Raw genomic sequence first — 12889 nt, 5'->3', positions numbered from 1 at the left:
GAGGCGCAGCCTGGCCAACCTCGCCCCGCGCATACGGCCGCGAGGCGCCTGCGTATGACGAAACCCCCTCGGCGACAGTGCGACCGAGGGGGTTCAGGCATCAAAGATGCTCAGCCGTTACGGCTGATCAGATGGCGGTGACGTTGAGGCCTGCCTGGCCGCTGCGCAGGTCCGCCGCACCGTCCACGGTGAGGCTGTGGCCGGCCAGCTCGGCGCTGCCGATGCCTTCCAGGTAGCCCGGGCCGCCCTGCAGGGCCAGACCGGCCACGCCGCCGGCAACGCCGTCCAAGTCGGCGTCGGATATCTCGCGGGTCTCGATCTGGGCTGGGTTGCTCATGAAGCACGCTTCCTTCGTCAGTGATCTCTTGTATGAGGCGACCGGGACCGGCGCGGACTCCGGTGAGCTCTCCGCCCGTACCGGAGAAAGAGATCCACAGACACGGAGAACCTGCGGATCCGACTCGCCGATAACCAGCCGCCCACTTTCAACTGCGCCACGCGTCCCCCACACGTCACACCCGCACCAAACCGCTGATCAGGCACGTCACTTACGTCCGTAGACATGACAGAACTACTGACTTCGGCTCGTCAGGGTGATCTTTGTCGATGTGCCTGATGGGTCCGGGGTGCGGGCTGTATCTCGTGCTGTAGTGAGATACGCGGCCGGGGCACGTCACGCTGACCGTCGCCGACGACCACCGCTGCGCTGTGGAGTGGATGCGGGGGCCGGCGACGTTCATGCCCGCCCGCGGCACACCGCCCGCGAGCAGTTGGCCGCACGTGCGCGGCACCGGCCCCGCCGACGACGAGCGGCCCTTCGCACTGACCTGCACCCGCTGAAGGACGATACGCATCTGCGGTTCGCCCTGCGGATCCACGTTCCTGACGTGCGGATCAGCACGGGCGTGGACGACGACGGCGTGAACGTGTGGATCCACGACGGCGTCGCGTCCTGGGCCGCCCGAAGCAGTGCTTGTTACGCGTCCGGGATCGCCTCCACCGCGCGGCCCGCGGCTGGTGACCGGGCGCATCGCCCGTTGGACCACCTCAGCCCGTGGTCCCCTCACCCCCTGGGCTGATCCCCGCCACGGCCAGGCGCAGCAGCCGGTCCGCCTCGGTGGCGGGGTCCGGGTGGCGCTCGGTGGCCAGCACGATGCCGGCGATCAGCGTGAGCAGGTCGGCCGCGGTCACCCCGGGGGGCACCGCGCCGGCCTCCTCGGCCCGGCGCAGCAGCGGCTCACCCGCCTCGGAGAGGGTCGCCACGCAGGCGTTCTGGTGTGCCGGATCGGCCTCCTGGTCCCACAGCATCGCGGTGGCCAGGCCCCGCGCGGAGGCGGAGTAGGCGGTGAGCGCGTCCAGCCATTCCAGCAGTGCGGCCCGTACGTCCTCCGCCTGCGCCAGTTCGCGGGCGCGGACGGCCAGGGCGTCGATGCGCTCGTGGAAGACCGCTTCCAGCAGCGCGCGCCGGGTGGGGAAGTGGCGGCGCACGGTGGCCGAGCCGACCCCGGCGGTGCGGGCGATCTGTTCCAGGGAGGCGTCGGCGCCGTGCGCGGCGACCTCCTCCTCGGCCACGGCGAGGATGCGCGCGTAGTTGCGCCGGGCGTCCGCACGTTGGGCGGGCATGGCGTCACCTCCGGGGTTGCGAAATGGCGGGGCCCTCCGTATCGTACCGAGGTTACGTGGCGGGGCCCGCCGGTCAGGGCGGCCGGCCGGGTCCGACCCGGCGGCGTCCTCCGCCCCGGTCCGGGCTGTGGTTGATGCCCGGCCCGGAGTGGACGAGGCTGGAAGGGGATCCTGGGGGACGGACCCGGTGCCGTCCCGGAGGGATGGCGAGCATGAAGCGCCACGACAACGGCTCTGCGCAGGAGTGGGGCGGCTTCGCCGATGCGGGCTTCGACGAGACGGGGACGGCGAGGGCCACCGTCAGCGATGACGGGACACTGACCAGCTGGAACGAGGGTGCCCATCGGCTGCTCGGACATTCGCCCGCACAGGTCGTGGGCCGGCCCGCCGCCGAGCTGCTGGCCCATCCGGGCGACACCGCGACCGCCGAGGCCCGCCGGGCCCGGACCCAGCCCCGGTGGCACGGGACGGTGACGCTGCGCCATCGGGACGGCCATGAGGTGCCGGTGCGGATACTGGCGCACCGCGGACCGCCGCAGGGCGACTGGCTGCTGGTGACCGCGGCGCCACGGGCGGAGGATCCGCCCACCGGGCCCGACGACGAGACGCTGGTGCTCTGGGCCTACGCACAGTCGCCCTGCCCCATAGCGATCTACGACGCCGGGCTGCGGCTGCGCAAGGCGAACATCGAGATGACCCGCGTCCTCGGCCTCTCCGAAGCGGAGATGCGCGGCCTGCGGCTCGCGGAGATCGGCGGCAAGCTCCAGAGCGAGGAGCTCGAAACGGTTCTGCACCAGGTGCTGGCCACCGGCGAGCGGCGTGATGTGGAGACGTACCTGCGCGCCGGCGGCGAGGCCAAGGAGCACGCCTGGTCGATCCGGTACGTCGCGCTGAGGGGGAACGACGGCCAGGTGGAGGGGGTCTGCCTGGCCTCGCACGACATCACCGAGCAGTATCTGGCCCGCCAGCGGCTGCTGTTGCTGAGCGCGGCCAGCGAACGGATCGGCAGCACCCTCGACATCGACCGGACCGCCCAGGAACTCGCCGACGTCTGCGTACCCCGGCTGGCCGACTACGCCAGCGTCGATCTGCTGGAGCGGCTGGACCAGGACGAGGAGCTGCCGTCCGGGCCGCTCACCGGTCCGGTCAGGCTGCGCCGCGCCGCCCGGCGGTCCATCTACGAGGGCAGCCCCGAATCCGTGGTCGAGGTGGGGAAGGTGGACAGCTACCCCGAGGTCTCGCCGATGGTCGAATGCCTGCTGGCGGAGCGGCCCGTCATCCACGCGGTCACCGACCCCACGATCGCCGCATGGGGCGCGCTGAAGCCCGACCGCGCGCGTACGCTCCATCGGTACGGCATCCACTCGATCATGTCGGTGCCGATCCGGGCGCGGGGCACGACGCTCGGGGTGGCCGTGTTCGCCCGCCACCACACCCCCGAGCCGTTCACCCATGACGATGCGCTGCTGGCCGAGGAGATCACCACCCGGGCCGCCGTCTGCGTGGACAACGCCCGCCGCTTCACCCGGGAACGCGACACCGCCCTGGCCCTCCAGCGCAGCCTGCTGCCGCGGTCCCTGCCCCAGCCGGCGGCGGTCGAGGTCGCCTCCCGCTATCTGCCCGCGGGGCCGTACGCGGGGGCGGGCGGGGACTGGTTCGACGTCATCCCGCTGTCCGGGGAACGGGTCGCGCTGGTCGTGGGCGATGTGGTCGGCCACGGCATCGAGGCGGCGGCCACCATGGGCCGGCTGCGGACGGCGGTCCGCACCCTCGCCGATGTCGATCTGCCACCGGACGAACTGCTCACCCACCTGGACGACCTGGTGATCCATCTGGCCGCGGAGACCAGCGCCGGGGAGACCACCGGGGACGTGGGGGCCACCTGCCTGTACGCCGTCTACGACCCGGTCTCGCACCGCTGCTCGCTGGCCGCGGCCGGACACCCCGCCCCGGCGCTGACCAGGCCCGACGGCAGCGTGCAGTTCCTGCCGGTGCCGGTCGGACCGCCGCTGGGCGTCGGCGGGCTGCCGTTCGAGACGATGGAGACCGAACTCCCCGAGAACGCCGTGCTCGCCCTCTACACCAACGGGCTGATGGGCGGCTGGGAGCGCGATGTGGACGAGGGGCGTCTGCTGCTGGCCGACGCGCTGGCCCACCCCGTCGGCACCCTGGACGGCACCTGCGACTCCGTTCTGCGGGCGCTCCTCCCCAGCCAGGGCGTACTGGACGACGTCGCGCTGCTGCTCGCCCGCGTCCGCACCCTGGACGCGGCGCACGTGGCCACCTGGGACGTGCCCGCCGACCCGGCGTACGTGGCCCGGTCCCGCCGGGACGTCACGGCGCGGCTGACCGAATGGGGGCTCGACGAGGCCGTCTTCACCACCGAGCTGGTCGTCAGCGAGCTGGTCACCAACGCCATCCGGCACGCCGTCCCGCCCATCCAGCTGCGGCTGATCCATGACCACGCGCTGATCTGCGAGGTCTCCGACGCCTCCAACACCGCCCCGCACATGCGCCGCGCCCGCACCTTCGACGAGGGCGGCCGCGGTCTGCTGCTGGTCGCACGGCTCAGCCAGCGCTGGGGCAGCCGGCAGACCACCGAGGGCAAGACGATCTGGTCGGAGCAGACACTTCCGGTCGGGCTGCCCGCCGAGTTCCCGGGCCTGGTCTGAGGGTGTCACCAGGGCCGGTGGGTCCGGCCGTACTCGCGGTGCGTCCGGCCGCACTCGCGCGCTACGAGACCTCGGCGGGCCCGGCGAGCCCCATGGCGTCGAACGCCTCGTGCGTCCGGGCGTCGTGGAAGCGCAGCAGCGGGCTCTCGTTGCGGACCAGCCACTGGCGGTACGTGGGGCTGGCCCAGGCGATCTCGAAGTACGCGTCCTCCAGGTCGCCGAAGAGGGCGTCGACGTCGAGAGGATCACCGGGCGCCGCGCCCGGGGCGCCCGGGGCGGACGCGGCGGGTCCGGCGGCGGGGTCGGCAGGGCGAACGGGCTCGGCGGGTCCGGCGGCGGGCGCTGTGCGGGCCGCCGGGGCCACCCGTGAGGCCAGGAACAGCCGGACCGTCAGCGGATCGCCGTGCAGCGGACGCACGGCCACGCCCTGACGGGACCGGGCGGTGGGCTGGCACGGGGTGACCACCTCGCCCGAGGCGACCAGATCGGCGGCGGTCAGATAGTCCCCGTACACCACCCTGGGGTTGAGCCCCGCCGCGGCCAGCACCCGGCGCAGCCCGGGGCCCTCACCGTCCACGCTGGGATCGACCATCCACTGGTCGGCGGCCAGCTCGGCGAGGGGCACCACGGGCCGCGCGGCGGCCGGATGGGTTTCGGCCAGCGCGACGAACTGCGGCTCCCGCGCCACCAGCACCCGGCGTTCCACGCCCTCGGGCACCCGCAGCGGCGCGCCCTCGACCTCGTGGACGAAGGCGACGTCCAGCTGGTTGGCGGCCACCATCTGGAGCAGCGCGTTGGCGGAGACGTCGATGTGGATGGTGGTGTCCGCCTCCGGATAACGGGCGCGGAGCCTGCGCAGCCAGCCGACCACGGCCCGGCTGCCCGTGCTGCCGATGCGCAACCGGGCGTCGGCGGTCCGTCCCGCCTCCTGCCGGACCTCGCTGACCAGGGCGTTCATCTCGGCCACGATCGGCCGGGCGCGGCACAGCACGGACCGTCCGAGCGGGGTCGGCCGACTGCCGGTGACCTCGCGCGAGAACAGCCGGCCGCCGATGGTGTTCTCGATGCGCCGGAGCTGGGTCGTCAAGGAGGGTTGGGTCATGCCCAGTTGACGCGCCGCCTTCCGTAGGCTGCCGGTGTCGGCGATGGCGCACAGTGCACGGAGGTGCCTCACCTCGAGCTCCACGGCGAGAGCATAACTGCGCTTTTATCGGTCACACCAGAGCCTGAAACCGCGCCAAACCCATACCGTAAATGATCAATCGGTGGTCAAACACCGGTCAACTGGCGGTCAAACGGGGGCTGTCGGGCAGGCTCCCGGATGCCGGCGAGGGATATGCCCTGGTCCTATCACCAGTTGATATCTCCGCGTACGGCCGGATCTCCTCAAGACTCTGCGTCAGCCAAGAGTTCATCCCACGGCCTCGGTCGCCACCCCACACGGCGACCGGGGCCCGAGGACGATGAGGAGCCCCCCACATGTCACTCCCCAAGCTGGCGCTGTCCGCGACCATCGGCCTCGGCCTGGCGGCGAGCCTGGCCGCCGTGCCCGCGTCCGCCGCCACGCCCGACCACACCACGGCTCAGCGGGGCGCCGCGACCGCCGCCTACGCCCCGAGCGGTGCGGAGCGGGCCGACACCGACGCCTTCATCAAGGCCGTGATGAAGTCGGCGCTGGCCAAGCGGGCGAAGTCGCCCAGCACGTCAGCGGCCGTCACGGTGACCTACAGCGCGAGCCAGGCCCCGACCTTCCGGTCGGTGATAGCCCGCTCCACCCAGATATGGAACGCCGCGGTGAGCAACGTGAAGCTCCAGGAGGGCAGCAACCCGGACTTCACCTACCGCGAGGGCAACGACCCCAATGGCTCGTACGCGAGCACCGACGGCCACGGCAGCGGCTACGTCTTCCTGGACTACGCCCAGAACCAGGAGTACGACTCCACCCGGGTCACCGCGCACGAGACCGGCCATGTGCTGGGCCTCCCGGACCACTACTCGGGTCCGTGCAGCGAGCTGATGTCCGGTGGCGGCCCCGGCACCTCCTGCACCAACTCGCAGCCGAACCAGGACGAGATCAACCGCGTCAACCAGCTCTGGGCCAACGGTCTGGCCTCGATCGAGAAGCAGACGGCCGCGGCCCGCTGAGCCCGCCGAACCCACTGATCCCCTGGATCAGGGCCTGACCGCCCGCACCTGGTTCCCGACGCCGGGTGCGGGCGTTCGGCGTGCGCGGACGCCGATGAGCACCCCACGGGGAGCGTCCCGCGAGAAACGACGCCGCCTCCGCCCGGAGGTACCGTATAAACACCAGGAGCATTCCGAACAAACAGGCCGGATTCCCTCCAGCTGGGGCCCGGCCCCAGGGAGTGGGTGAGCACGATGGAGACCGTGATCACCGTGGTCGTGATCCTCGCGCTGATCGCCGTGGGCGCCCTGCTGATCCACCGGACCAATGTCCAGAACGGCAACCGCATGTCCGCCGAGAGCCACGACGTCCACCCGGGCGGCCGGTCCCGTCATCGCCCCTGGGGCCGTGGACGGCAGCACCGGGGCCATCGGATGCCCCCTCCCCGGGACGGCCGGATCTGAGACCGACCGGCCGCCGGACCTGGGACCGGCCGACCGCCGTACCTGAGAGCGGCCGACCGCCGCGCCCGGGAGCGGCCGGAGACCCGCCGACACCCCGCCGCACAGGCCAGGCCCGCCCCCGCTCCTGGTGCCTACTCCTGCCGCAGCGCCTCGTCCAGCGTGGCGACCGGGCGGAGCACATCCAGCAGCCGCCCCGCCCGCAGGGTGCGGAGGACCAAGGCGTTGTCGCAGACCAGCCGCATCCGTCCGTGCCGCTCCCCCACACGCCGATGGGCCCGGCACAGCAGTCCCAGGCCCGAACAGTCGAAGAAGGCGGCCGGCCGTAAGTCCACGATCACCGCGGGCTCGTCCCCGGTCGTGGCCGCGTCCAGCGACGGCCCCACAGTCCCCAGCCCGGCGATGTCGATCTCGCCATGGAGCTCCACCACGGTGTACCCGCCGGTCCGGTACGTATGAACGCGAGGAGCGGTGTCATCCGCGGCAGCGTCCGCAACGCCGTCCGCGGCGGCGGCATGAGCGCCGTGAGCCGGCGGCACCGGCGCATACCGGGAGGCGCCTGGCTGCGTCATCGCGAAATCCCCTCGGAACGGCACACTACCCCCTCACCTTGTCAGGGTCCCCGGAAGCGGGCAGGTCGGGCATCGAGTGCGAATCCGCCGGGTCCTTAGGCGACGTCCCGCGAGCGTAAAGGGGTGACCACCGGTTACAGAGGCAGGGACGCGGAATTCGACGAGTCAAGACCGCCTGTTCGAGTGAATTTCGGTTCTTGTTATTGACACTTCTTCAGCTTTGCCCTAGGCGAGGGCGTCACCGCCCCCTCCGGTCACCGGACCCGCGGCCCCCGCGATCGCCGGCGTCAGATCCTCCAGCACCTCGAAGGCGTCGTCCAGCCGGACCATGCGCAGCAGTCGCAGAAACCGCGGTTCGTCGATGACGAGCCGCAGCCGCCCGTCCCGCTCCAGCACACGATTGCGCAATCGGCACAGTAACGACAATCCGGCACAGTCCAGGAACGTGACCGGCCGCAGGTCCAGGACCAGATCCGGGCACCGTACCTGAGCGAGGGAGTCGAGCCGAGCCACGATCCGCCCCGCGGCGAAGATGTCCAGCTCTCCCGCGATCTCGGCGACGGTGACGCCGCCGACCACGTGGACTCGGACGCCGAAGGCGGGCCGATCATCGAACATGCAAGCCTCCTTGACCACCTGGTGGAGGCGCGCGACACCGGAGCCCACGGCCACGCCGGTCATCGCCGGGGTCCAGGCCGGCCCTTCAGTAGGTGACATACCCATCTACCGGCTGACCAGTCAACGAACCGCCAGGCACATGACGTTGACCTATTAAGACCCCTCGGCTGTCCTGAGCCGCGGTCAGGTGTCACTCCCTTCCGTCACCCAGCCTCGCCCCCTGCCGAGGAAAGGCCGAAAGCTCCAGATCTCGGCGGCCAGGATTGGTGAGTAACCCGAGCGCACGGCACGTCTGCTCCCCTCAAGCTTGGACACACCGCAGACTGTGCGTCGAGATCCCCGCAAAAGGCGTGGATATGTCGGCACTGGCGCGAAGGGGATGACCGATGACCGGCTCGCACGTACTGGCGCTCGGCCACTACCAGCCCGCGAAAGTGCTCGGCAACGACGACCTCGCGGCCATGGTCGACACCAGCGACGAGTGGATCCGCAGCCGGGTGGGCATCCGCACCCGGCACCTCGCCCGCCCCGACGAGACGGTCGACGAGATGGCCGCGGCGGCGGCCGCCAAGGCGCTGGCCCACAGCGGCCTCGCCCCCTCGGACATCGACCTCGTGCTCGTCGCCACCTGTACGGCGATCGACCGCAGCCCCAACATGGCGGCCCGCGTCGCCGCCCGGCTCGGGCTGCCCTGCCCCGCCACCATGGACCTCAACGTGGTGTGCGCCGGGTTCACCCACGCCCTCGCCACCGCCGACCACACCATCCGGGCCGGGGCGGCCACCGCGGCCCTGGTGATCGGCGCGGAGAAGTTCAGCGCGGCCACCGACTGGACCGACCGCTCCACCTGCGTCCTGACCGGCGACGGCGCGGGCGCGGCCGTGGTGGTGGCCGCCGAGCGGCCGGGCATCGGCCCGGTGGTGTGGGGCTCGGTACCGGAGATGGGCGGCGCGGTCCTCATCGAGGGCACCCCGCCCCGCTTCTCGCAGGAGGGCCAGACCGTCTACCGCTGGGCCACCACCCAGCTGCCGCCCATCGCGCGGAAGGTGTGCGAACGGGCCGGTACCGCCCCGGAGGACCTGGCCGGGGTGGTGCTGCACCAGGCCAATCTGCGGATCGTCGAGCCGGTCGCCCGCAAGCTGGGCGCGGTCAACGCGGTGATCGCCCGCGATGTGGTGGAGTCCGGCAACACCTCGGCGGCCAGCATTCCGCTCGCGCTCTCCAAGCTCGTCGAGCGCGGGGAGGTCCCCTCCGGCGCCCCGGTGCTGCTCTTCGGCTTCGGCGGCAATCTGTCGTACGCCGGCCAGGTCATCCGCTGCCCCTGACAGCGCCCCGACGGCTCCCGGCGGCCCCCCGGCGGCCCCCGACGGCGTCCCGGCGTCCCGACGGCGCTCCGACGGCCCCCGGCGGTCCCGGCCGGGAGTCCGATTCGTTCAAGACCGGCGGCCGGCGCGCTGCCTACGCTGCCCGCATGACAGCACGATTCAACGCCATCGGCCTGGTCGTCGCCGACATGGCGGCGTCCCTCGCCTTCTACCGCGGCCTCGGCCTCGACCTCCCCGCCGAGGCCGACACCCAGCCCCACGCCGAGGCCACCCTGCCCGGCGGGACACGGCTGATGTGGGACACCGTCGAGACGGTGCGCTCCTTCGACCCGGAGTGGACACCGCCGGCCGGGTCCCACCGGGTGTCACTGGCCTTCCTCTGCGACAGCCCGGCCGAGGTGGACAAGACCTACCGGGACCTCGTGGCGGCGGGGGCGCGCGGGGAGAAGGAGCCGTGGGACGCGGTGTGGGGGCAGCGCTACGCGGTGGTCCTCGACCCCGACGGCAACGGCGTGGACCTCTTCGCCCCGCTACCCTCCTGACCCCTGGAGCAGACGGCCCAGGGGGACGCCCGTCAGTGTCCGCACCTCGCGGGCGAGGTGGGCCTGGTCGGCGTAGCCCGCCGCCGCCGCGACCTCCGCGAAGCGGAGACCGGTGCGCGCCAGGTCCAGGGCGCGGTTCAGCCGGAGCACCCGGCCCAGCGTCCTGGGGCCGTAGCCGAACGCGGCGAGGGAGCGGCGGCGCAGCTGCCGCTCTCCCAGCCCCACGGCGGCGGCGATCCGGGCCACTCCCGTCCCGCGCGAGACCCCCGCGACGATCGCGGCGAGCACCGGATCAGGGGGTTCCGCCATCCGCAGCCGGCCCAGGGCGGCTTCCTCCAGGACGCGTCCCGGAGCCGCCTCGCGCCCGGCGCCCCGGCCGCCGATCCGCCCGCCGATCCCCTCGCCGATCCCCTCGCCGATCCCCTCGGCGATCCCCTCGGCGATCCGCTCGGCCAGCCGCCGGACCTCCGCGTCCGGCCAGAGCGCGGCCAACGGCACCCGCAGGTCCCGGAGTTCATGCGCCGGTACGCCGAGCACGGCGGGACCCGCACCAGGGGCGAACCGCAGGCCCACGGCGCGGCTGCCCGGCGGGCCGGAGGCCAGATGGGCGCGGGTGTCCGGACCCGCGACGAACAGCTCGCCGTCCGGTCCGGCGTCGCTCCAGATCAGATCCGTGCAGCCGTCCGGGAGCACCCGCTGCGGTCCGGCGCCGGCCGTACGGGTCCACACCACGGCGCCGCCGCCGATCAGCGCCCTCCGTTCCCGGTACGCGCTCAAGGGACCTCGCGCAGATACATCGCACCGCACGAGTGGCAGAAGGGGCCCGAGTCGCTCGTGGCCCACAGGTCGGCGGCCTGGGTCTCGGCGTCCGGGTCCAGTTCCCGTCCGCACATCGCCGTCGTTCCGTTGGCGCGGACCATGTGCCAGATCTTGACCGGTGCGCCCGCGACCCGCCCGGAGCTGCCCTCCTCGTATTCGGCGCGCATCTCATGCTGCATGGCGGTACACCTCCTGCTCACCACCACTACCCTCCATGCTCCCGCCGTGCCGGGCCGGGCGCCACCTCCGCCCGTCACCGGCCGGAAGGTTGTCAGAAGACGGACCAGCCGGTCAGCGTCGTGAAGTGGTCCAGGGCCGCCAGTCCGGCCACCGAGTTGCCGCGCGCGTCGAGGCCGGGGCTCCAGACGCACAGCGTGCAGCGGCCGGGGACCACCGCGACGATGCCGCCGCCGACGCCGCTCTTGCCGGGCAGCCCGACGCGGTAGGCGAAGTCACCGGCCGCGTCGTACGTACCGCAGGTGAGCATGACCGCGTTGACCCGCTTGGCCTCGCTGCGCGACAGCAGCCGCGAACCGTCCGCGCGCAGCCCGTGGCGGGCCAGGAAACCGCCGGCCAGCGCCAGGTCCCGGCAGCTCATCCGGATCGAGCACTGCCAGAAGTAGTGCTCCAGGACGGTCGGCACGGGGTTGTCGAGGTTGCCGTAGCCGGCCATGAAGTGGGCGAGGGCGGCATTACGGTCGCCATGGGCGGCCTCGGATGCGGCGACCTCCTGGTCGAAGGCGAGGTCCGGATTGCCGCTCTCGGCGCGCAGGAAGTCCAGCATGGTGGTGCTGGCGTCGCCGGTAAGGGTGTGCAGCCGGTCGGTGACGACGAGCGCCCCGGCGTTGATGAACGGGTTGCGCGGGATGCCGTTCTCGTACTCCAGCTGCACCAGGGAGTTGAAGGGGTTGCCCGAGGGCTCCCGGCCGACCCGCCGCCACAGCTTCTCGCCGTCCTCGGCGAGCACCAGCGCGAGGCTGAACGCCTTGGAGATGGACTGCATCGAGAAGGGCCGCTCCCAGTCGCCGACCCCGGCGACCCGGCCGTCGGTGTCGGCGAGGGCGATCCCGAAGTGGTCCGGGTCCACCGAGGCGAGCGCCGGGATGTACTGGGCCACCCGGCCCCGGCCGATCCGCGGCTTCACATGGGCCGCGACCTCCTCCAGCACTGCCTGGTAGTCCATGGTCATGGTGCGGTGCGTCTCCCGTGCGACGACGAGCGGATGGATCGGTTCGCACGATAACCCTCACCCGAAACCCTCACCCGACCGTCCATCACTCCATGTGTTTATCGATGTGCGATGGGTAAGCCCACAGATGAACCAGGCGGGCCGCGACCGGGGCCCGCCGTACGACCAGAACGGAGGCGGTCATGGCCTCACCCATGTCCGCGGGGGACTTCCTGGCGGCGCTGACGGACGAGGGCGTGCGGGTGACGCAGGTCGGCGACTGGCGGCAGCACAACAGAAACCACAAGGGGCCGTGGGGCCCGGTGCACGGGGTGATGATCCACCACACCGTCACCTCCGGCACCGAGGAGACGGTGGAGATCTGCCGGGACGGCTTCGAGTCGCTGCCCGGCCCGCTGTGCCACGGCGTGATCGCCAAGGACGGCGGGGTCCACCTGGTCGGCTACGGCCGCGCCAACCACGCCGGGCTGGGCGACGACGACGTGCTGCGGGCGGTGATCGCCGAGAAGGCGCTGCCACCGGACAACGAGGCCAATACCGACGGCAACCGCGCCTTCTACGGCTTCGAGTGCGAAAACCTCGGCGATGGCGAGGACCCGTGGCCCGAGGAGCAGCTGGACGCGATCGCACGGGCCGCGGCCGCCGTGTGCCGCCATCACGGCTGGACCGAGCGCTCGGTGATCGGCCACCTCGAATGGCAGCCGGGCAAGGTGGATCCGCGCGGCTTCACGATGGACGCGATGCGCGCCCGGATCCGCGAGCGGCTCAAGTAGCGCCGGGGACGGCGGACGGCCACGGAGGGGCGGGGGGCTCCGGCCCCAGGCGCCCTGGCACGGGGCTCACGCGCCCTGGCACGGGACTCACGCGCCCTGGCACGGGGCTCAGGCACCCTCGCACGGGGATCAAGCCCTCGCAGGGAGCCTCAGACACCCTCGCGCGGGGC

14 protein-coding genes are annotated in these 12889 nt (G+C 72.4%); 6 read left to right on the top strand and 8 right to left on the bottom strand.

The annotated features are described in order from the left end of the window. Positions 1-127: 127 nt before the first annotated feature. Both PS467_RS27475 and PS467_RS27470 read right to left on the bottom strand, forming a co-directional pair. The gene (locus tag PS467_RS27475) at positions 128-337 is read right to left on the bottom strand and encodes a type A2 lantipeptide (protein ID WP_311037484.1); all 210 of its coding nucleotides are present in this window, start codon (positions 335-337) and stop codon (positions 128-130) included. Between the two features lie 710 nt (positions 338-1047). Then, positions 1048-1623, bottom strand: a complete 576-nt coding sequence (locus PS467_RS27470; RefSeq protein ID WP_311037483.1) for a TetR/AcrR family transcriptional regulator — start codon at positions 1621-1623, stop codon at positions 1048-1050. 212 nt (positions 1624-1835) lie between these two features. Between PS467_RS27470 and PS467_RS27465 the strand changes: the two genes are divergently transcribed. Then, positions 1836-4295, top strand: coding sequence for a SpoIIE family protein phosphatase (locus tag PS467_RS27465; RefSeq protein WP_311037482.1), 2460 nt, complete (start codon positions 1836-1838; stop codon positions 4293-4295). 61 nt (positions 4296-4356) lie between these two features. Here the strand turns inward: PS467_RS27465 and PS467_RS27460 are convergent, their stop codons facing one another. Then, positions 4357-5469 (bottom strand): LysR family transcriptional regulator, encoded by a 1113-nt coding sequence (locus PS467_RS27460; RefSeq protein WP_311037481.1) that lies wholly within the window; start codon positions 5467-5469, stop codon positions 4357-4359. 305 nt (positions 5470-5774) lie between these two features. On the opposite strand from PS467_RS27460, the gene snpA reads away from it, so the two are divergent. Together snpA and PS467_RS27450 are read left to right on the top strand one after the other, a co-directional pair. After that, positions 5775-6440 (top strand): snapalysin, encoded by a 666-nt coding sequence (snpA, locus tag PS467_RS27455; RefSeq protein ID WP_311037480.1) that lies wholly within the window; start codon positions 5775-5777, stop codon positions 6438-6440. A 234-nt stretch (positions 6441-6674) separates the two neighbouring features. Continuing rightward, positions 6675-6884 carry a hypothetical protein gene (locus PS467_RS27450; protein WP_311039974.1) on the top strand — a complete coding sequence of 70 codons (210 nt, stop codon included), beginning with the start codon at positions 6675-6677 and terminating at the stop codon, positions 6882-6884. A 131-nt stretch (positions 6885-7015) separates the two neighbouring features. Here PS467_RS27450 and PS467_RS27445 read toward each other — a convergent pair whose 3' ends face one another. Continuing rightward, positions 7016-7453 (bottom strand): STAS domain-containing protein, encoded by a 438-nt coding sequence (locus tag PS467_RS27445; protein ID WP_432280638.1) that lies wholly within the window; start codon positions 7451-7453, stop codon positions 7016-7018. A gap of 225 nt (positions 7454-7678) precedes the next feature. Continuing rightward, a complete protein-coding gene (locus PS467_RS27440; protein WP_311037479.1) occupies positions 7679-8071 on the bottom strand; it encodes an STAS domain-containing protein in 393 nt (130 codons plus the stop codon). A 386-nt stretch (positions 8072-8457) separates the two neighbouring features. Here PS467_RS27440 and PS467_RS27435 point away from each other — a divergent pair, with 386 nt between their 5' ends. Continuing rightward, entirely contained in the window at positions 8458-9396 is a 939-nt protein-coding gene (locus tag PS467_RS27435; protein WP_268974357.1) for a beta-ketoacyl-ACP synthase III, read from the top strand. A 146-nt stretch (positions 9397-9542) separates the two neighbouring features. Beyond that, entirely contained in the window at positions 9543-9938 is a 396-nt protein-coding gene (locus tag PS467_RS27430; RefSeq protein ID WP_311037478.1) for a VOC family protein, read from the top strand. On the opposite strand, the gene PS467_RS27425 is transcribed toward PS467_RS27430, so the two are convergent. From PS467_RS27425 to PS467_RS27415, 3 genes are all read right to left on the bottom strand, one after another. After that, positions 9927-10715, bottom strand: coding sequence for a helix-turn-helix domain-containing protein (locus tag PS467_RS27425; RefSeq protein WP_311037477.1), 789 nt, complete (start codon positions 10713-10715; stop codon positions 9927-9929). The genes PS467_RS27430 and PS467_RS27425 overlap by 12 nt on opposite strands. Beyond that, entirely contained in the window at positions 10712-10936 is a 225-nt protein-coding gene (locus tag PS467_RS27420) for a hypothetical protein (protein WP_311037476.1), read from the bottom strand. Before PS467_RS27420 ends, PS467_RS27425 begins: the two co-directional genes overlap by 4 nt. A gap of 92 nt (positions 10937-11028) precedes the next feature. Then, positions 11029-11940: a glutaminase gene (locus PS467_RS27415; RefSeq protein ID WP_311039972.1), complete on the bottom strand. Its 912-nt coding sequence runs from the start codon at positions 11938-11940 to the stop codon at positions 11029-11031. Between the two features lie 188 nt (positions 11941-12128). Here PS467_RS27415 and PS467_RS27410 point away from each other — a divergent pair, with 188 nt between their 5' ends. Then, complete coding sequence (locus tag PS467_RS27410) at positions 12129-12719, top strand: N-acetylmuramoyl-L-alanine amidase (protein WP_268974353.1); 591 nt, start codon at positions 12129-12131, stop codon at positions 12717-12719. The last annotated feature ends 170 nt before the right edge of the window (positions 12720-12889 follow it).

The sequence above is a fragment of the Streptomyces luomodiensis genome (genome assembly GCF_031679605.1).
Lineage (GTDB): Bacteria > Actinomycetota > Actinomycetes > Streptomycetales > Streptomycetaceae > Streptomyces > Streptomyces luomodiensis.
The sequence above is the reverse complement of the archived record's forward strand: the minus strand, read 5'-3'. Positions and strand labels throughout refer to the sequence as shown.